General features: G+C 59.9%; 19 protein-coding genes. 6 read left to right on the plus strand and 13 right to left on the minus strand.

The genetic code is table 11. From position 1 onward, the window contains the following. Positions 1-5: 5 nt before the first annotated feature. From gspK to gspG, 5 genes are all read right to left on the minus strand, one after another. Complete coding sequence (gspK, locus tag LDN84_RS06060) at positions 6-965, minus strand: type II secretion system minor pseudopilin GspK (RefSeq protein ID WP_223909827.1); 960 nt, start codon at positions 963-965, stop codon at positions 6-8. Next, positions 962-1,648 (minus strand): PulJ/GspJ family protein, encoded by a 687-nt coding sequence (locus LDN84_RS06065; protein ID WP_223909829.1) that lies wholly within the window; start codon positions 1,646-1,648, stop codon positions 962-964. The genes gspK and LDN84_RS06065 overlap by 4 nt, the downstream gene beginning before the upstream one ends. Continuing rightward, positions 1,648-2,043 (minus strand): type II secretion system minor pseudopilin GspI, encoded by a 396-nt coding sequence (gene gspI, locus LDN84_RS06070; protein WP_223909832.1) that lies wholly within the window; start codon positions 2,041-2,043, stop codon positions 1,648-1,650. The genes LDN84_RS06065 and gspI overlap by 1 nt, the downstream gene beginning before the upstream one ends. After that, on the minus strand, positions 2,040-2,537 hold the full coding sequence (locus LDN84_RS06075) for a prepilin-type N-terminal cleavage/methylation domain-containing protein (RefSeq protein WP_223909835.1): 498 nt from the start codon (positions 2,535-2,537) through the stop codon (positions 2,040-2,042). The genes gspI and LDN84_RS06075 overlap by 4 nt, the downstream gene beginning before the upstream one ends. Positions 2,538-2,633: 96 nt before the next feature. Continuing rightward, positions 2,634-3,077, minus strand: coding sequence for a type II secretion system major pseudopilin GspG (gene gspG / locus LDN84_RS06080; RefSeq protein ID WP_223909838.1), 444 nt, complete (start codon positions 3,075-3,077; stop codon positions 2,634-2,636). Positions 3,078-3,328: 251 nt separating this feature from the next. Between gspG and LDN84_RS06085 the strand changes: the two genes are divergently transcribed. Beyond that, positions 3,329-3,805 (plus strand): hypothetical protein, encoded by a 477-nt coding sequence (locus tag LDN84_RS06085; protein ID WP_223909841.1) that lies wholly within the window; start codon positions 3,329-3,331, stop codon positions 3,803-3,805. Positions 3,806-3,881: 76 nt separating this feature from the next. Here the strand turns inward: LDN84_RS06085 and LDN84_RS06090 are convergent, their stop codons facing one another. Further along, a complete protein-coding gene (locus LDN84_RS06090) occupies positions 3,882-4,745 on the minus strand; it encodes a metallophosphoesterase (protein WP_223909844.1) in 864 nt (287 codons plus the stop codon). 162 nt (positions 4,746-4,907) lie between these two features. Between LDN84_RS06090 and LDN84_RS06095 the strand changes: the two genes are divergently transcribed. From LDN84_RS06095 to LDN84_RS06105, 3 genes are all read left to right on the plus strand, one after another. Beyond that, positions 4,908-5,786, plus strand: coding sequence for a hypothetical protein (locus tag LDN84_RS06095; protein ID WP_223909847.1), 879 nt, complete (start codon positions 4,908-4,910; stop codon positions 5,784-5,786). 69 nt (positions 5,787-5,855) lie between these two features. After that, positions 5,856-6,563 (plus strand): AzlC family ABC transporter permease, encoded by a 708-nt coding sequence (locus LDN84_RS06100; protein ID WP_223909849.1) that lies wholly within the window; start codon positions 5,856-5,858, stop codon positions 6,561-6,563. After that, positions 6,560-6,892, plus strand: a complete 333-nt coding sequence (locus LDN84_RS06105; RefSeq protein WP_223909852.1) for a branched-chain amino acid transport AzlD family protein — start codon at positions 6,560-6,562, stop codon at positions 6,890-6,892. Before LDN84_RS06100 ends, LDN84_RS06105 begins: the two co-directional genes overlap by 4 nt. A gap of 64 nt (positions 6,893-6,956) precedes the next feature. Here LDN84_RS06105 and LDN84_RS06110 read toward each other — a convergent pair whose 3' ends face one another. From LDN84_RS06110 to LDN84_RS06135, 6 genes are read right to left on the minus strand one after another with little or no spacing between them, the layout of a single operon-like run. Further along, positions 6,957-7,184: a formate dehydrogenase subunit delta gene (locus LDN84_RS06110; protein WP_223909855.1), complete on the minus strand. Its 228-nt coding sequence runs from the start codon at positions 7,182-7,184 to the stop codon at positions 6,957-6,959. Next, on the minus strand, positions 7,181-7,999 hold the full coding sequence (gene fdhD, locus LDN84_RS06115; RefSeq protein ID WP_435405942.1) for a formate dehydrogenase accessory sulfurtransferase FdhD: 819 nt from the start codon (positions 7,997-7,999) through the stop codon (positions 7,181-7,183). The genes LDN84_RS06110 and fdhD overlap by 4 nt, the downstream gene beginning before the upstream one ends. Before the next feature lie 15 nt (positions 8,000-8,014). Continuing rightward, entirely contained in the window at positions 8,015-10,903 is a 2,889-nt protein-coding gene (gene fdhF, locus LDN84_RS06120; RefSeq protein ID WP_223909861.1) for a formate dehydrogenase subunit alpha, read from the minus strand. Positions 10,904-10,926: 23 nt separating this feature from the next. After that, positions 10,927-12,477 carry a formate dehydrogenase beta subunit gene (locus tag LDN84_RS06125; protein WP_223909865.1) on the minus strand — a complete coding sequence of 517 codons (1,551 nt, stop codon included), beginning with the start codon at positions 12,475-12,477 and terminating at the stop codon, positions 10,927-10,929. Next, positions 12,474-12,944 (minus strand): formate dehydrogenase subunit gamma, encoded by a 471-nt coding sequence (locus LDN84_RS06130; RefSeq protein ID WP_223909867.1) that lies wholly within the window; start codon positions 12,942-12,944, stop codon positions 12,474-12,476. Before LDN84_RS06130 ends, LDN84_RS06125 begins: the two co-directional genes overlap by 4 nt. A gap of 24 nt (positions 12,945-12,968) precedes the next feature. Beyond that, positions 12,969-14,642 carry an OFA family MFS transporter gene (locus tag LDN84_RS06135; protein WP_223909870.1) on the minus strand — a complete coding sequence of 558 codons (1,674 nt, stop codon included), beginning with the start codon at positions 14,640-14,642 and terminating at the stop codon, positions 12,969-12,971. Between the two features lie 312 nt (positions 14,643-14,954). On the opposite strand from LDN84_RS06135, the gene LDN84_RS06140 reads away from it, so the two are divergent. Together LDN84_RS06140 and fghA are read left to right on the plus strand one after the other, a co-directional pair. Continuing rightward, entirely contained in the window at positions 14,955-16,061 is a 1,107-nt protein-coding gene (locus LDN84_RS06140; RefSeq protein WP_223909873.1) for an S-(hydroxymethyl)glutathione dehydrogenase/class III alcohol dehydrogenase, read from the plus strand. 58 nt (positions 16,062-16,119) lie between these two features. Beyond that, complete coding sequence (fghA, locus tag LDN84_RS06145) at positions 16,120-16,989, plus strand: S-formylglutathione hydrolase (RefSeq protein WP_276572419.1); 870 nt, start codon at positions 16,120-16,122, stop codon at positions 16,987-16,989. Between the two features lie 73 nt (positions 16,990-17,062). On the opposite strand, the gene LDN84_RS06150 is transcribed toward fghA, so the two are convergent. Then, positions 17,063-18,058, minus strand: a complete 996-nt coding sequence (locus LDN84_RS06150) for a GlxA family transcriptional regulator (RefSeq protein WP_223909876.1) — start codon at positions 18,056-18,058, stop codon at positions 17,063-17,065. Between the last annotated feature and the right edge of the window lie 23 nt (positions 18,059-18,081).

An 18,081-nucleotide genomic window follows, 5' to 3' on the forward strand; every position in this document is an offset into this window, starting at 1 on the left:
GCTTTTCATTGTAGGGGCGTGCCCTCAGCGGCCACCACCTCGCGCACACGGCTGAGAACCGTCACGTTGAGCCCGTCGCGCTGTAGCACAGAACGCTCTTGCAACGTGCTCGATCCCATACGCAGTTGCCCGGTGACACTGAAAAAACGGGAAGAAATACTGTGTAATGCCGCATCCAGATGCAGCTGCGGGTTGTCCAGGCGTTGCTCGGCATCATTCAGGTTCTCCAGCGGCTTGGTGGCACGTTGCTGCACCAACTGGCGTGCCTTGGCCATGTCCAGCCCCGGCACGCTGGCCAACAAGACTTCTGCCGTCGCGGTGTTCAGGTTCACAGGCGTGCGCGCAGGCAGCAGCGTCACAAAGGGCGTAATGGCCTGCAAGGTGGTGGGTGACAACCCCAGCCAGACCAGATCCGCTACGGTTTGCGGCATCAGATCGGCCTTGGGTTCGGGTTTGCGCACTGCCAGGGTGGCTTGCAGTAAGCGTTGTGCCATGCCATCCAGCTCTTGCTCTGGCAGGTTGAGGTGCTCAAACAAGCGCGCCCAGGCGGCCCGGCTGGGCTCATGCAGCTTGCCGCCATCGATCAGATTGGTCACATTCAGCCGTGCTTGCAGGTCTTGCATGCCACCGGCCAGGAAAGCCTCCTGGTCTGGGTCATTCTCATCACTTACCAGGGCCTGCCCCCGCTCGGCAGCCAGAAAAGTGGACAAGCGTGCCGGGGCCAGCGGCACCGCCCAGGGCTCTGACAAGTGATCCGGGCCACCTTGGCGGGCATCTTCGCGCAGGATCAGCCGCGCCCAGTCCAGTCCACCGGTCAGAATCCAGGCCGCTTGCACCCGGGTGCGCTGGGCTGATTCCAGCTCAAAGCTGCGCCACTGCTGCCACATCATGCCGGAGGCCAGCGTGGCCACCAGCACCACAATGAGCATGGCCATCAGGATGGCGGCCCCGCGTTGTGCCTTCATGGGCTGCCCACCAGTATCGGACGCACCCAGTCGCGGGTGAGTGTGCCACTGAGCGCCTGGCCGCCGGAAAGGTTCAGCACCAGGCGCACACCATCGGGCGTGGTGTTGTCTGCGTCAGTTGTTGCCGCTGCCCCGTCCGTGCCATTCACTGTCGCTGGCGTGCCAGCACTGGACAGTGGGTTGGTCCAGGCATTACCCCGGTAGAAAAAGATTTGCCAGGCATCCAGGGCCACCGTGCGCACTTCCCGCTGGCGATCATCCTCACTGGGGGTTTGTGCCCAGAGCTGGGCTTTTTGCCAGGCCCGATCCAGTTCGCCACGGGTATGCAGCTCGGGGGATTGCCAGCGCAGCCATTGGCCTGCGCCGCCTGTTGTGCGCCGAGCCCAGGCTACCACCACCAAACCGGCCCCCGCACCCGTGTTGCTGCGACGCAGGATGCGCATGGCACGGCCGTCCCAATCCAGGCTCGGGGTATTGGGCTGCTCGGCCAGCGCGTCCAGGTCAGCACCCCACTGGCCCAGCGTGGATTGCAGCGCCTGTACATCGTCACTGCGCTGCTGCAATTGGCTCTGGGAACGGCTGATGCCATCCAGTCCGCGCCAGCTCAGCACCGCCATCAAGGCCATCAGGCTGATGGCCACCAACAGCTCAATCAGTGTGAACCCGCGTGTGTGGTGCCGCATCAGTAGCGTCCCACCACGGTGCTGACGCGCCAGATGGGCACTTCGCCATCCAATACCTGTGCATCCACCCGCCTGAAGTTGAAGTTGGGCGTGGGACGCACAGATTGCGCCACGGTCAAGTTGCGGCCCGCCTGTTCACACGCCGTGGTGCTGTCACCCACACCAGGCAGCTGACGCGCCAGCCGCACTTTGACCAAGGCGTTTTCAGCGCACAGCTGGGCCAGCAGCATGTCTGACTGGCGCTGCGCGTGGCGGGTAATGGCCCCGGTGGCTTGCAGGCCTGCGGACAAGGCAATGGCCACAATACCCAGCGCCACCAACACCTCGATCAGGGTAAAACCGGTTTGCGGATGGGTGCTGCTACCCTCCACGGTACGGCTTGGGCTGCGCTTCATGGCTGCACCTGCACGGCAAATGGCCGCACCCCATCGGTCGCCAAACGCAGCGTTTTGTCGGGTTGGCTGCGCGATGTCAGGGTTACGCTTTGGGGGGCAATGATTGGATCTGGCCCCAACAGTAAACTTTGCGGCTGACTGCGATTGGCATTGGCCAGTGGGGCATCCACCACTGCACGTGTATCGGTATCCAACCAGGCCGTTGGTAGATTGGCGGTGCTGTCAGCCTGCATGGGAAGCCCCTCAAAACGAAAGCCGACGGTGCCAGGCAGCCAGCGCACCGGTACACCACCCAGCTGTGAACGTGCCCGTGCGGCTTCAAACAAGGCCGACAGGCGCAGTGCTTCGCGTTCCAGGCGGGTCTGTGTGCCATCGCGCATGGCGAAACCGACACCGGCTGAACCTATTGCGACAATGGCCAGCACCACCAGCAGCTCCAGCAGGGTGAACCCAGCTTGCCGTGGCATGGCCCAGGTGTGCCACCGCTCAGTCATGGATAAACCGGTTCCGGGGTACCTGCTCAGGTGCCGTGTGCAAGAGGGGAAATACAGGCCATGCCAGCCGTCTGACGTTCACCCGGCAAACCGGCATCAGGGCTGCCAGCTGCCAATATCGGCATTCTTGCCTTCACCACCAGCCTGGCCGTCCGCGCCGTAAGACATCACATCCACCTCACCCTTGATGCCGGGGTTCAGGTACACATAGGCTTGGCCCCAGGGGTCTTTGGGTAATTGATCCAGGTAGGTTTTCCAGTTGCCGGGCACCGGGGCCACCGTGGGCTTGACCAGCAGGGCCTGCAAGCCCTGTTCTGCGGTGGGGTAGCGCTGGTTATCAAGCCGGTAAAGTTTCAGGGCCTGCATCAGGTTGGTGACATCGGTTTTGGCGGCGGTGACACGGGCATCGTCCGCACGCTCCAGCACATTGGGCACGATCAGCGCAGCCAGCACACCAATGATGAGCAGCACCACCATCAGTTCGATCAAGGTGAAGCCGCGTTGCAGCCGACGGGAAAACTGTGAAAAATTAGAGTTCATGGTGTCGATGTCGCTCCCAAAATGTATGGCTCCCCCAAGGGGAGCACCAGTGAGTTTAGCCAGAAATCTGCCTGCAAACTGATCCCGGGCCTGATGCCAAGTGTGAACTGATCAGGTGGGGTTCGGTGCTGAAAGCCGGATTTTCAGACGGGTGCCTGGAATTTGCTGATTTCCAAGCCCAAAAAATATGCCACCTACTTGGCCGGTGCAGAGAATCGGCACTATGCTACAAACCTTTGCCCATGAGTGTCATGACCGTTGATATCCCCGAGCCCATTCAGCAAGCCCGTGTGTGGAGTGACCAGCAGTGGACTGCTCGCGTCATCAAGAACGAAGATGATGATGGTTGGGCTGTCGCCATGTATTTGGCAGGCGAGTCCGAGCCCGCCTTGGTGGGTCCCTGGACAATGGGACGGGACAAAAAAAATCCCAAACCACTCGACACCGCCGCTTTCAACACGCTGGTCAAGACGGCCAAAGAGGTGATCCGCCGTACGGAGCAGCAACGCCATGCCCAGCTCAACAAGAACGTTACCGTTGCAGTGGATGGCAAACAGATTCGGGTTGCACTGGCCATCGTGCCTGATGAAGAAGGTGCCACCGCCGCATTAAGTGCGCAGGACGAATTCGGCAATGAATTGGCTCGACAGGCTGTCCATCCTGCGTTCAAGCTGAACATGGCCAGCGCCCAGGCATGGATAGCCTCTGGGTTCGAACGGATGCACTGAGTGTTGGCCTTCCAGGCACACCCGGATGCTGGGCAGATCAGCCCCTTACGCGGGTTCTGCCGCAACCTCCGACAATTCAAGCAGAGAGTCCATTCACAAGTGCCTCTGGCAGCTCAACCACAAACTCTTCTAAATAACCCTGTTGCTCACCCTTGGCGGCGTAGCCAAGCGGATTGGCAACCACCCGGCAAGCAAATGACTGCCCGTCTTTTGTCCCGGTCACCGTGTAATGATTGGGGCAATGCAGATGCCCGTGCATCCATACTTGTGCCAGGGGCAACAGTTCATCCAGGGTGTTACAAAACCCGGCGGTTCCGGGTTGTAGCCCGTAGCGCAAGTCTGCACTCTGCAGCGTCGGGGCAAAATGTGTAACAACTACCGTCGTGCCATCAAAGGGGGTTTCCAATGCGGTCCGCAGCCAGGCTTGGCACACCAGAGACATTTCACGAATTGAATCGGCCAGCATGGGAGCCCCCTGCCGGAGGGTGGTGTTCTTGCTGAGGTAGTAATTGGCAGCTTTAAATGCTTTCTCGCGCAGCTTCATCTGTTGGGTGATCTGGGTGGCAGACCTGGCAAACGCATCAAAATCGCTCCACAAGGTTGTGCCGATGAAGCGAACCCGCCCGATCATCACAACTTCCCGCTCTAGCCAGTCAATTCCCAGGCGGCTGCAGATCCCGCGTAGCCTGGTATAGGTATCTTCAAATTCAAGTGAATCAAACTCATGGTTTCCAGGCGTGAACAATACCCTTGGCCAGGGTGCACATGGTCTGAGCGGAGAAAACCGCGACAACCCGAAATCATCTTCCGCCAGACGTGAGCCAGCCTGGTAGGAGCCAATATCTCCCGCCAGCACCAGAACATCGGTATTTGGTGCTGCGCTGGGCATGAAGTCCGGGTGGCACTCCAGGTGAAGGTCTGAGACGAGTTGAATACGCATGTCGACTTGAGTTTAAGGGGCCGCCCGTGGTTATGCGGCTGTCGGCCATGATGCCTCAAACTGGAGAAACCTGGCATGGGCGACACCACTTCTACGCCGACAGTTATCGTGTAGAGTCAAAACACCCGCGAAGACGCGCTAAGCCCTACACCTCATCAAACCATGAACAGATTGCAAACGGAGCTGAATCGCCTCTATCTTCCAAATGACCGGCAGTCCGAAGGGCAGGATTCTGCAAATGCAGCACACCATCTGATCAATGCCGATGGACAGGTTCGTGCCATGGTGGTGGAAATTACCCAGCCGACGGGCTGGGACGGGGTCGCTGCACTCTGGCAAGGTGTCCAGAACGAACTGGACCTTCCCGCGCCCGCCATTGCCGTGTCCGGCATCAACGCTTACCAGGTCTGGTTCTCGCTTTCAGCGCCAGTCTCTGTCACACATGCGATGGATTTCCTCGCGTTGCTGCGCTTGCGTTACCTTGGCCCTATTGCCCCAAGATACATCCGCATGATGCCGACGGCCGATGCCGCAGCCCCCCAACATGCCCTGCATGCCAGCATGGTGCCCGCCCTGCAGACAGAGACAGGTCATTGGTCGGCATTTGTTGCCCCCGAACTGGCCAGCATGTTTGCAGATGAGCCTTGGCTCGATTTGCCGCCCAATCCTGATGCTCAGGCCAATCTGCTGTCACGTCTGGTGAGCATCAGGCCCGCCGACTTTCGCCGAGCACAGGAGCAGCTCAGCCTGGCAAATGTTCCTTCTCCCCAGGCAACGCTGTCGACTTCTACCCCAACAGCCGACGAAGCAGACAAGGTTCCGGGCAAGGGGCCGGCCACCGCTGAGGTTGACACTGATCCGAAGCGCTTTCTGCTCTGGGTGATGAATGACCCTGCCGCCGAATTGCGTCTGCGTATCGAAGCAGCGAAGGCACTTTTACCTTATTTCGAAGGTGTGAGTCACCGTTGCACCGGCCGGCCCGATCCCCATCACATTCCGTCGCCAGATTTGGATTCAAATGAGCACAAGGGTTCCCGCTGAACAAGATGGGAAGGTTATGCGGGTTTTAAATTCAACTACTGCGAATACTGTCAGTTCAATCAACGCGTCATGATTTCTCCCTCGGACCCATCGCCAGTACCTGGCATACCCCGCATTTCGGTGCTGTCACTCTCCGTTCCCGTTGCCATGGGCTATGTGCCATTGGGCATGGTGTTTGGATTCTTATTTGTGCAAGCGGGCGCGCCCTGGTGGTTGGCGCTCACGGCCAGTGTGTTTGTTTATGCGGGAGCCTCGCAGTTCATGATGGTGCCAATGCTGGCGGCTGGGCTGCCCGTGGCTTCGATTGCGCTGGCTACGCTGGTGGTGAATTTACGCCACATGTTTTACGGCTTGTCACTTCTGAACAAGCTGCCTAGCCAACCGGGAGCACGTTGGTATCTGGTGTTTGCGTTGACAGATGAAACCTATTCGGTACTCACCACCTTACCGCCGGGTACACGCGCTGGCCAGATGGTGACTGTGGCGCTGCTTAATCAGGGCTGGTGGGTGCTGGGCACCTTGCTGGGCGCGGTGATTGGGGCGCAGGCCCAAATTGGGCTGGTCGGGTTGGACTTTGCGCTGGCCGCACTGTTTGCCGTGCTGGCTGTTGAACAATGGCGTAGCGCCGAATCCAGTGCACCCCTGTGGGTGGCGGTTGCCAGCTACGGCATCGCTCTGGCGGTCATGCCACAGCAGGCGCTGCTGGTGGCCATTGCCTTGAGTGTGTGTGCTGGGCTTTTCTGGCCCAAGTCCACACACGAAGAGGCTGCCCCATGATCGACATCACCTACGCCTTGGGTGTGCTGGCCGCCATGACCGTGGTGACCTTTGGTTTGCGTGCCCTGCCTTTTTTGGCCGCCCGCTTTTTGCAAAGCCACCCGTTGGTACAGCGGCTGGGGCGGTTTCTGCCACTGGCCATCATGACGCTGCTGCTGTTACATACCCTGGTGGGCAGCGCCGGTCAAAACCCGTCAGGTCCGTGGGCCGAATTGGTTGCGGTGGTGACAACCATGGGTCTGCAGTGGTGGCGCAGGCATGCGCTCTTGAGCATTTTGGCTGGTACGCTGCTGTATGTGGCGCTACGCAATGTCGGTTTTGCAAGCTGAATTGGCTACGAAACTTTCCAGGCGTGCCATACCAAGGTTCGGGCTGTGGATGAACGAAGCAGCATTACCCTAACAATGCCCGATGCTCGGCTATCGCCGACAACACAATGGGCTTGATGTCCTCGTGGTGCGGACCGTCTACATGCGCCAAAAAAGCTTTGCGCATGCGGGGGTCCCAAAAGTTTTTGATGTGCTTGGCAATTCCTCCTAAGGCCTCAGTACGGTCAGGCATGCTTTCAAAAAAAGTGCCAATCTGGTTGGCCATGCGAATCAAGGTGTCGTCTGGTGTCATTGGGAGTCCAGTGAAAGTTGTTCCGGGTGACTGTAAATTGAAAAATCTGTGCCGCGGGTAAAACCCAGCAGTGTGAGCCCGGCACTTTGCGCCACATCCACCGCCAACCCCGTCACACCCGAGACAGCGGCCAGCAATGCAATGCCCGCTGTGGCAGTTTTTTGCACCATCTCGTAACTGGCGCGGCTGGTGATGAGGACAAAACCGCTGCGGGCATCCAGGCTGGAGCGCAGCAGCGCCCCGACCAATTTGTCCAGGGCATTGTGACGGCCTACATCTTCCCGAATCAATTCGATATGTCCATCAGCCGTACACCAGGCCGCAGCATGTGTGGCCCCGGTTGCGGCCAAAAGGCATTGGTATTCACGCAAACTGGCTGCCGCCAGAGTGACCGCTGCTGCAGTAAAACTGGGGCGCATTTTCAAAGGTGCAAGCACGCGCACGGCATGTGCCAGGCTCTCGGTACCACACAGCCCGCAGCCGGTGCGCCCGGTCAAATTGCGCCGCATTTCCTTCAGCCTGGCAAAGCACGATGCCGCAATACTGAGCTGCACTGTATAGCCCTGCGGGCCTGAAGCGTATTCACAGTCATGAATCTGTGCAGTCGCATCCACAATGCCTTCGGTCAGCGCAAAGCCGTAGGCAAAATCTTCCAGATCAGCCGGTGTGGCCATCATCACGGCGTGGGACACCCCGTTGAACTCCAGCGCCACCGGCACTTCTTCGGCCACGCTGTCTTGCCCTTGCAAAGGCCGTCCAGCGCGAACCCGGTGTACTGCCAGTGCCCGGTAGGCGGGTAAGTCCATAACGGTCAAGTCCATAGCCACCTCCTAAAGGTCTGCCCCGGACACCGCAGGCTCCAGCGGCAACACCGCCTGCGCCAGGGCTCGTTGTTCGGCGTTGAAGCGGGCATAGGATTTTTGCCACTCCGAAGGCTGCGCCACCGGCATCACTTGCACCGCCGTCACTTTGTACTCGGGGCAATTGGTGGCCCAGTCGGAGTTGTCGGTGGTGATCACGTTCGCACCCGACTCGGGGAAGTGGAAGGTGGTGTAGACCACGCCCGGCTGAATGCGCTCGGTGACATCGGCGCGCAACACGGTTTGCCCGGCCCGGCTGTCAATGCCGACCCAGTCGTTGTGCTGGATGCCGCGTTCTTGCGCATCATGCGGATGAATCTCCAACCGGTCTTCACTGTGCCAGCGGCTGTTTTCGGTGCGCCGGGTTTGAGCACCGACGTTGTACTGCGACAGGATGCGCCCTGTGGTCAAAATCAACGGGTATTTGCGCGTGACTTTCTCATCGGTGGCCACGTATTGCGTGTTGAAAAACTTACCCTTGCCACGCACAAATTGATCAATGTGCATCAGCGATGTGCCGGCCTCCACCGTGTTCTCGTTACACGGCCACTGCACGCTGCCCAGGCGCTCGATCTTGTCATAGCTCACGCCCTGGAACGAAGGCGTGAGAGAGGCAATCTCCTGCATGATCTGCTCGGGATGGCTGTAGTGCATGGGGTAGCCTAGCGCGTTGGTCAGCTTCATGGTGGCCTCCCAGTCGCCCATGCCTGACAGCGGTGGCATCACCTTGCGCACCCGGCTGATGCGCCGCTCGGCATTGGTGAAGGTACCGTCTTTCTCCAGGAACGAGCTGCCCGGTAACAGCACATGAGCGTACTTGGCGGTCTCGTTCAAAAACAGGTCTTGCACCACGATGCATTCCATCTTTTCCAAGGCTGAGACCACATGCTGGGTGTTGGGGTCAGACTGCACAATGTCTTCACCCACGCAGTACAAGCCCTTGAACGTGCCGTCCAACGCAGCATCAAACATGTTGGGAATGCGCAGGCCCGGCTCAGGGTTGAGTGTGACCCCCCAGGCGGCGTTGAACTGCTCACGCACCGCCGTGTTGCCAATGTGGCGGTAACCCGGCAGGTCATGCGGGAAGCTGCCCATGTCGCAACTGCCTTGCACATTGTTCTGGCCGCGCAACGGGTTCACGCCCACGCCTTCGCGCCCGATCATGCCGCAGGCCATGGCCAGGTTGCAGATACCGATCACCGTGGTGGAACCTTGCGCATGTTCGGTCACACCCAGGCCGTAGTAGATGGCTGAATTGGGGCCGCTGGCAAACAAGCGCGCCGCTGCCCGCACTTCAGCAGAGGGCACGCCGGTGACGGACTCAAAGGCTTCAGGGGAATTCTCGGGCTTGGCCACAAAGGCACGCCAGTCGTTGAAACTCTTGGTGTCGCAACGCTCGGCCACAAAGGCCTCATTGACCAGCCCCTCGGTCACCACCACATGCGCCAGCGCCGTGATCATGGCGACATTGGTGCCGGGTTTAAGCGCCAGGTGATGCGCGGCCTGAATGTGGGGGGAACTCACCAGCTCAATCTCACGCGGGTCGACCACGATCAGTTTGGCCCCGTTGCGCAGGCGTTTTTTCAGGCGCGAGGCAAACACCGGGTGCGCGGCGGTGGGGTTGGAACCCATGACCAGCACCACGTCAGCCTGCTCGACCGATTTGAAGGTTTGTGTGCCCGCCGAAGTGCCAAAGGTTTCGCCCATACCGTAGCCGGTGGGCGAATGGCAAACGCGGGCGCAGGTGTCCACATTGTTGTTGCCAAAGGCGGCGCGAATCAGTTTTTGCACCAGGTAGACCTCTTCGTTGGTGCAGCGCGAGGAGGTGATGCCGCCCACCGCATCTTTGCCGTCTTTGGCCTGGATGCGTTTGAACTCACTGGCCGCATAAGCGATGGCCTCATCCCAGCTCACCTCTTGCCAGGCATCGCGGATGCTCTTGCGGATCATCGGCTGGGTGATGCGGTCTTGGTGCGTGGCATAGCCCCAGGCGAAACGACCCTTGACGCAGGCATGGCCCTCGTTGGCCTTGCCGTCTTTCCAGGGCACCATGCGCACCACGGTTTGATTTTTGACCTCAGCCTTGAAACCGCAACCCACACCGCAGTAGGCGCAGGTGGTGATAACGCTGTGCTCGGGCTGGCCCAGCTCTACCACGTTTTTTTCCTGCAAGGTGGCCGTCGGGCAGGCGGCCACACAAGCTCCGCAGCTCACGCAATCACTCTCCATGAACGGCTGATCCTGCCCCGGTGACACGCGAGATGCAAAGCCCCGGCCCGAAATGGTGAGCGCAAAGGTGCCCTGCGTTTCTTCACAGGCGCGGACACAGCGGTTGCACACGATGCACTTGCTGGGGTCATAGTTGAAATAAGGGTTTGAGGTATCAACAGGCTTCAATCCCTCGTCTTTGAAGTGTGTTGCACTGCAACTTCCATAGCGAACCTCGCGCAGTCCGGTGACACGGGCCATGTCCTGCAATTCGCAGTCACCACTGGCGGCACAGGTCAGGCAGTCCAGCGGGTGGTCCGAAATATAGAGTTCCATCACCCCCTTGCGTAATTGCTGCAATTTGGGCGTTTGGGTGCGCACTTTCATGCCTTGCTCGGCTGGTGTGGTGCAGGATGCCGGAAAGCCCCGGCGACCTTCAATCTCCACCAGGCACAGACGGCAGGAACCAAAAGGCTCCAGGCTGTCGGTGGCGCAGAGTTTGGGCACCTGGATGCTGGCCTCCAAAGCGGCACGCATCAGCGACGTGCCTGCGGCTACCGTCACACTTTGGCCGTCTATCTCCAGCGTCACTTCTTGCGCTGATGTGCGTCGAGGGGTGCCGTAATCGGTTTCTTTCAGATGTTCAAACATGATGTTTTCCTGATCCTGGACTTTCAAACGACTTTGGCCACGGACGCGGCCAGACCAAAATCCTGCGGGTAATAGTTCAGTGCCGACAGCACCGGGTTGGAGGTCATGCCGCCCAAGGCGCACAAGGAACCATGCAGCATGGTGTCGCACAAATCACGCAGCAGCACCTCTGCCTGGTGGTCGCCGTTCTTGAGGCGGTCCATCACCTCGACACCCCGGGTTGAACCAATGCGGCACGGTGTGCATTTGCCACACGACTCGATGGCACAAAATTCCATGGCGTAACGCGCCAGCCTGGACAGGTCGGCCGTGTCGTCATGCACCACGATGCCACCGTGGCCGACCGTGATGCCCACAGCGGCATAGGCCTCGTAGTCCAGGGGCAGATCCCAATAACACTCAGGCACATAGGCCCCCAGCGGCCCGCCAACCTGCACCGCCTTGATCGGGCGGCCCGAGGCACTGCCGCCGCCAAAGTCAAACATCAACTGGCGCAGGGTGACACCAAAGGCTTTTTCAATCAGCCCGCCGCGCTTGACGTTGCCGGTGAGCTGAAACGGCAGCGTGCCGTGTGAGCGTCCGACCCCGTAGTGCTTGTAGAAATCCGCACCCCGCGCCAGGATGATCGGCACCGAGGCCAGGGTGATCACGTTGTTGATCACCGTGGGCTGGCCAAACAGGCCTTGGAGTGCCGGGATCGGCGGTTTGGCGCGCACCACGCCGCGCTTGCCTTCCATACTTTCCAGCATGGCGGTTTCTTCACCACACACATAGGCCCCGGCGGCCTTGCGCACTTCCAGATGGAAGGTCTTGCCAGACTGCAGAATGTCCGCGCCCAGAAAGCCCGCCGCTGTGGCCTTGTCAATCGCCTCACGCATAGTGGCCACTGCGTGCGGGTACTCGCTGCGGATATAGACATAGCCTTGCGTCGCCCCAGTGGCAATGGCCGCAATCGTCATGCCCTCAATCAGCATGAAGGGGTCGCCCTCCAGCGTCATGCGGTCGGAATAGGTGCCGGAGTCACCTTCATCGGCGTTGCACACCACATACTTTTGCGCGGCCTGGGCTGCCGCCACGGTTTTCCACTTGATGCCGGCCGGAAAGGCCGCACCACCGCGCCCGCGCAGGCCGGAGTCCAGCACCTGCTGTACCACCACGGAGGCATCCAGGGTCAAAGCCCGGCGTAATCCGGCAAAACCAGCGTGGGCTTCATAGTCAGCCAAGGACAACGGGTCGGTTACGCCCATGCGGGCGAAGGTCAGGCGTTCCTGCTGTTTCAAATAGGGGATCTCATCCACCAGCCCCTGCTTCAAGCGGTGGTCAGCACCGGTGTGGAACTGTGCGTCCAGCAAACCAGTCACATCCTCAGCGGTCACCGGGCCGTAGGCGACACGGCCAGCAGGGGTTTGCACTTCCACCAAGGGTTCCAGCCAAAACAGGCCACGTGAGCTGTTGCGCACCAGATCCATCTCCAGCCCACGCTGTTGGGCTTGGGCCAGCAGGGCGGCGGCGACTTCGTCCGCACCAAGGGCCACGGCAGCCGAGTCACGCGGCACATAGATTTTGAAGCTCATGCCGCACTCCCTGCCGCAGCGACCAGGCGGTCAAATTTGTCGGCATCCACCCGGGCATGTAACTTGTCATCCACTACCATGGCGGGTGATGACGAACACAAGCCCAGGCAATACACCGGCTCCAGCGTGACCGCGCCATCAGCCGACGTACCCCCCTGGGTTTGCAGGCGGCTGCAGGCGTGCGCCCAGAGTGCTTCAGCACCCATGGACTGGCAGGCTTCGGCACGGCAAATCTGCACCACCTGTGCTGCGGCTGGCTCGTGCCGGAAGAAATGGTAGAAGCTCACCACACCATGCACTTCGGCGCGCGACAGGTTCAGGGCCTGCGCAATGTTACCCAGCGCTTGTGCCGGGATGTAGCCCAGCGCATCCTGAATGTCATGAAGAATGGGCAGCAAGGCCCCGGGTACATGTTTTTGGGCGGCTACCAGGTGTTGAACCGTCTGGCGCGTTGTTTCAGTCAGCATGGGGATGTTTACCTGGTCAGTCCATCAGAAAAACTTGGCCACCGTGATGGAGGTGCGGTACACCCCCCACACCAGTGGAATACCCACGGCGGTCCAAGCCAGCACCACAAACAACGGGTTGCTGGGTTTGTCATGCGCATGGGTGCCGTCGCCGTGCACCTCGGAAGACTTGACTTTTTCATGCGCCAGACGTTTCTCCACCTCCAGCTCTTGCGGTGTCATGAACCACTTGGGATTCAGCGGGCGCACCAGCAAATTGCAGATCAAGCCCACCACCAAAAAGCCCACCAGGATGTACATGGTCTGGTTGTAAACCTGTTCCCGTGGCAGCCCCAGACCAAGCTGGTAGTCACGCATGTAGTTCACCACCACCGGGCCCACAATGCCTGCAGTGGCCCAGGCGGTGAGCAAGCGGCCATGAATGGCCCCCACCATCTGGGTACCGAAGATGTCTGCCAGATAAGCCGGAACGGTCGAGAAGCAACCACCGTACATACTCAGAATCACGCAAAACGCACACACAAACATCAGCTTGGAGCCACTGGCGGCACTGCCGGGAATGCTGAAATACAGCACGCCACCCAACACAAAAAAGATGACATAAGTGAGCTTGCGGCCCAGGTGATCAGAAATCGATGCCCAGAAGAAGCGGCCACCAATGTTGAACAAACTCAGCAGTGCGGTGAAACCGGCGGCAATACCCGCAATCGCGGCCAGTTGGGTTTTATCGAGTTCACCAAACTTTTGCGTCACGCCAATCAGCGAGCCGCCAAACACTTCCTGCAACATCGGCGAAGCCATGCCAATCACGCCAATACCGGCACTCACGTTCATACACAACACCATCCAGATCAACCAGAATTGCGGAATACCCCACACCTTTTTGACGTGCACGTGGTGCTGGGTGATCATGGCGTTCTTCGCATGGGATGGTTTGGGTGTCCAGCCAGCCGGTTTCCAACCCGTCTCTGGAATGCGGTACCCAAAAGCACCCGCCATCATGAACACAAAGTACACCGCCGCCATGACCAGAAAAGTCTGCACTACACCCACATTGGTGGGTGTGGCAAAGTACTTCATCAGGTCTGCAGCCAAAGGGGAACCCACCATGGCACCACCGCCAAACCCCATGATGGCCATGCCGGTGGCCATGCCTCGACGATCAGGGAACCACTTGATCAACGTCGACACCGGCGAGATGTAGCCCAGGCCCAGCCCGATACCCCCAATCACCCCCGAGCCCAGAATCATCATCCAGAACTGGTGCAGATGCACCCCCAGCGCCGAGATCACCAGACCACCGGCCCAGCACAACGCGGCCACCACACCGACCTTGCGTGGCCCAACACGCTCCAGCCAGCCTCCCCACAGGGAAGCCGAAGAACCCAGCAACACAAAAAACAGGGTGTACATCCAGCCCAGGGTTGAAATTTGCCAATCACACGTGGTGGTGAACAGTTGCCCGAAGAAGCCCACATCCGGCCCACACTTGATGGCCTCCTTGATGCCCAGTGCCTTGGACAGCGGCAACCAGAACACCGAAAAGCCGTAGGCCATGCCAATGCACAGGTGAATGGCCAGGGCGGCCGGTGGTACCAGCCAGCGGTTAAAGCCCGGCCCGGCGATGATGTGCTCTTTGCTGAGAATGTTCAGCTTTTCTTCGGAAGGCGAATGCGCCCCCAAGGCGATTGATGTCATGCTGTCTCCTGCTAATAAGGGATGCGCACTTTAATGTGCGCTGATGCCAGTTTCATGGCCGAGCATGAAGATTGGCAAATTTATTCTGCGCATCACCCCATTCATTTTTTGAATGTATGAAGCTGCTTGCATAACCCCTGCGGTAAGAATGGCCCGTGGCACGATTCACTTCGGCCAAGTTGGGCCTTCAGACGGCCAAGTCAGGCACGTCATCCTTCGGGTATCTTCGCCGTGCCTTACATTCACCTGCCGCCGCGTCTGAGCTGACACGCTGACCGCCCCTTTTACCCATTCCCACCAAGAGACACTCTTATGAAAACCAAAGCCGCCGTCGCCTGGAAAGCAGGCCAGCCCCTGACCATTGAAACCGTCGACCTGCAAGGCCCCAAATTTGGCGAAGTGCTGGTCGAGATCAAAGCCACCGGCATCTGCCACACCGACTACTACACCCTGAGCGGTGCCGACCCCGAGGGCATCTTCCCCGCCATCCTGGGCCACGAAGGCGCGGGCATTGTGGTGGATGTGGGTCCCGGCGTGACCACGTTGAAAAAAGGCGACCACGTCATCCCGCTCTACACGCCCGAATGCCGCCAGTGCAAGTTTTGCCTGAGCCGCAAAACCAACCTGTGCCAACTGATTCGCGGCACGCAGGGCAAGGGCCTGATGCCCGATGCCACCAGCCGCTTCAGCCTGAATGGCGAGCCGATTTTTCACTACATGGGCACATCCACCTTCAGCAACTACACCGTCGCACCCGAGATCAGCCTGGCCAAGATCCGCGAAGACGCGCCGTTTGACAAGGTCTGCTACATCGGCTGCGGCGTGACCACCGGCATTGGTGCGGTGATCTTCACCGCCAAGGTGGAAGCCGGGGCCAACGTGGTCGTGTTCGGCCTGGGCGGCATTGGGCTGAACGTGATCCAGGGGGCGAAGATGGTTGGGGCCGACAAGATCATCGGCGTGGACATCAACCCGGCCCGCCAGGAGATGGCGCGCAAATTTGGCATGACCCACTTCATCAACCCCAAGGAGGTGGAGAACGTGGTCGACAGCATCGTGCAGCTCACCGACGGTGGCGCGGACTACAGCTTTGAGTGCATCGGCAACACCCAGGTGATGCGCCAGGCGCTGGAATGCACGCACAAGGGCTGGGGCCGCAGCATCATCATCGGTGTGGCCGAAGCCGGGGCCGAAATCAGCACCCGCCCGTTCCAACTGGTGACCGGCCGCAAATGGGAAGGCTCGGCCTTTGGCGGCGCACGTGGCCGCACCGACGTGCCCAAAATTGTGGACTGGTACATGGAAGGCAAGATCAACATCGACGACCTGATCACCCACACCATGCCGCTGGAAGACATCAACAAGGGCTTTGACTTGATGAAACGCGGCGAATCCATCCGTGGTGTCGTGATTTATTGATCAAATCGGCCTCTAGCGCAGATAAATCATGCGTAAGAAGCTACAAAACAAATAGCAAATGAATCACTCTCTTCTGCAACTGCAAAGTGAACACGCCTGCTTTGGCGGCGTGCAACGCTTTTACCAGCACGACTCAAGCGAAATCGGCCTGCCGATGCGCTTTTCGGTCTACCTGCCGCCGCAGGCAGCACTTGGCCCGGTGCCCGCCGCGCTGTACCTGGCGGGCCTGACCTGCACCGAAGAAACTTTCATGATCAAAGCCGGAGCCCAGCGTGTGGCGGCCGAACTCGGGCTGGCGCTGATTGCGCCCGACACCAGCCCACGCGGCGCCGGTGTGGCGGGCGAAGCCGATGCCTGGGACTTTGGCGTGGGCGCAGGCTTTTACCTGGATGCCACCCAAGCCCCTTGGGCCACAAACTGGCGCATGGAAAGTTACCTGATGCAAGAGCTGCTGCCCCTGCTGGGTCAGAGCCTGCCATTGGATATGCAACGCCTGGGCATCACCGGCCACTCGATGGGCGGGCACGGGGCGTTGACGCTGGCGCTACGGCATCCGGGGCGCTTCCAATCACTCTCGGCCTTTGCGCCCATTTGTGCGCCCAGCCTGTGCCCGTGGGGTCAAAAAGCGTTTGCCAACTACCTCGGGGCCGATCCCAGCGTTTGGGCTGCACACGATGCCAGTGCGCTGATGAGCAGCCTGAGCACTGCGCCCTTCCCCGGCGGCATCCTGATCGACCAGGGTCTGGCCGACAAATTCCTGGCCGAACAGTTGCACCCCGAGCAGTTTGAAGCCGCCTGTGCCAAGGCAGGTCAGCCGCTCACGCTGCGTCGCCACGCGGGTTATGACCATGGGTATTACTTCATCAGCACCTTCATGGCGGAACATCTGGCACACCATGCACAGGGGTTGGGGGTGAGTTTGGGTTGAGCTTATTTTGCTTTGATTTTTATAGCTTCTTACGCTTATATTACAAGTTCCAGAGGCTTATTTGGCAACAAAACTAAGCCACCCCACCAAACCGCTCCCGATAAGCCTGCGGCAACACCCCCAGGTGTTTGAGAAACAGCTTGCGCAAGGATTGCTCTGAGGCAAAACCAATCCGGGCAGCCACCGATTTGAGGGGCAGGTCGCCTTCTTCCAGCAACCGTCGACCAGCTTCCAGCCGGGCGGCTTCGATGAACTGGAGCGGGCTGCTGCCCACCTCGCGCAGGAACACGCGGCGGAAGTTGCGCTCGCTCATGGCCACCTTGGCTGCCAGCAGCGACACGTCCAGTGGCTCCGACAGGTGGGACAACACCCAGTCTTGAATCTCCCGAATGCCAGGGTGGCTGGTGGCCTGGCTGCTCAGATGCACGCTGAACTGCGACTGCCCGCCGGGGCGCTTGAGGTAGACCACCATGTCACGCGCCACCTGCAAAGCCAGGCCACGGCCAAAATCTTCTTCCACCAGCGCCAGCGCCAGATCAATGCCTGCGGTCACCCCGGCGGATGTCCACAGCCGCCCGCAGCGCAGGTAGATCGCGTCGGCCTGCACATCCACCTTGGGAAACTTCTCGCGCAGCAGGGGCGCCACGCTCCAGTGGGTGGTGGCGGGCAGTCCGTCGAGCAAGCCCGCCTGCGCCAGAAAGAAGCTGCCCGAACACAGCGCCACCAGACGCTGGATGCGCGGGGCCACGGCACGCGCCCAGTCGACCAGGCCGGGGTTGGCGGCCAGCGCCTGCTCAATGTGGCGCGCACCGATGAGGATGGCGGTGTCGGGTAAATCATCTACGCTGAGCCCCCGGCTGGCCTCCAGACGCATCTGGAGGTCTGACTGCACCGGCCCAATGGCCACCGAGCTGATGTTCACCTGGTAGCCCGCAGGCCGCCCTTGCCCGACAAGGTGCAGGTTGGCGTACTCGAACACACTCATGGTGCCAATGGCTTCCAGCGCCTTGAAGCCGGGGTAGACCACCAAGTCCACGCGCTTGGGGGTCTGGTTGATCAATTTTTTCATGGGAAATAGTCTGAGAGTCGGCA

Source organism: Rhodoferax lithotrophicus (assembly GCF_019973615.1).
Lineage (GTDB): Bacteria > Pseudomonadota > Gammaproteobacteria > Burkholderiales > Burkholderiaceae_C > Rhodoferax > Rhodoferax lithotrophicus.

Coding starts and splice junctions, on each gene's coding strand:
- gspK (WP_223909827.1), bottom strand. CDS start 965: ATGAAGGCACAACGCGGGGCCGCCATCCTGATGGCCATGCTCATTGTG.
- LDN84_RS06065 (WP_223909829.1), bottom strand. CDS start 1,648: ATGCGGCACCACACACGCGGGTTCACACTGATTGAGCTGTTGGTGGCC.
- gspI (WP_223909832.1), bottom strand. CDS start 2,043: ATGAAGCGCAGCCCAAGCCGTACCGTGGAGGGTAGCAGCACCCATCCG.
- LDN84_RS06075 (WP_223909835.1), bottom strand. CDS start 2,537: ATGACTGAGCGGTGGCACACCTGGGCCATGCCACGGCAAGCTGGGTTC.
- gspG (WP_223909838.1), bottom strand. CDS start 3,077: ATGAACTCTAATTTTTCACAGTTTTCCCGTCGGCTGCAACGCGGCTTC.
- LDN84_RS06085 (WP_223909841.1), top strand. CDS start 3,329: ATGACCGTTGATATCCCCGAGCCCATTCAGCAAGCCCGTGTGTGGAGT.
- LDN84_RS06090 (WP_223909844.1), bottom strand. CDS start 4,745: ATGCGTATTCAACTCGTCTCAGACCTTCACCTGGAGTGCCACCCGGAC.
- LDN84_RS06095 (WP_223909847.1), top strand. CDS start 4,908: ATGAACAGATTGCAAACGGAGCTGAATCGCCTCTATCTTCCAAATGAC.
- LDN84_RS06100 (WP_223909849.1), top strand. CDS start 5,856: ATGATTTCTCCCTCGGACCCATCGCCAGTACCTGGCATACCCCGCATT.
- LDN84_RS06105 (WP_223909852.1), top strand. CDS start 6,560: ATGATCGACATCACCTACGCCTTGGGTGTGCTGGCCGCCATGACCGTG.
- LDN84_RS06110 (WP_223909855.1), bottom strand. CDS start 7,184: ATGACACCAGACGACACCTTGATTCGCATGGCCAACCAGATTGGCACT.
- fdhF (WP_223909861.1), bottom strand. CDS start 10,903: ATGTTTGAACATCTGAAAGAAACCGATTACGGCACCCCTCGACGCACA.
- LDN84_RS06125 (WP_223909865.1), bottom strand. CDS start 12,477: ATGAGCTTCAAAATCTATGTGCCGCGTGACTCGGCTGCCGTGGCCCTT.
- LDN84_RS06130 (WP_223909867.1), bottom strand. CDS start 12,944: ATGCTGACTGAAACAACGCGCCAGACGGTTCAACACCTGGTAGCCGCC.
- LDN84_RS06135 (WP_223909870.1), bottom strand. CDS start 14,642: ATGACATCAATCGCCTTGGGGGCGCATTCGCCTTCCGAAGAAAAGCTG.
- LDN84_RS06140 (WP_223909873.1), top strand. CDS start 14,955: ATGAAAACCAAAGCCGCCGTCGCCTGGAAAGCAGGCCAGCCCCTGACC.
- fghA (WP_276572419.1), top strand. CDS start 16,120: ATGAATCACTCTCTTCTGCAACTGCAAAGTGAACACGCCTGCTTTGGC.
- LDN84_RS06150 (WP_223909876.1), bottom strand. CDS start 18,058: ATGAAAAAATTGATCAACCAGACCCCCAAGCGCGTGGACTTGGTGGTC.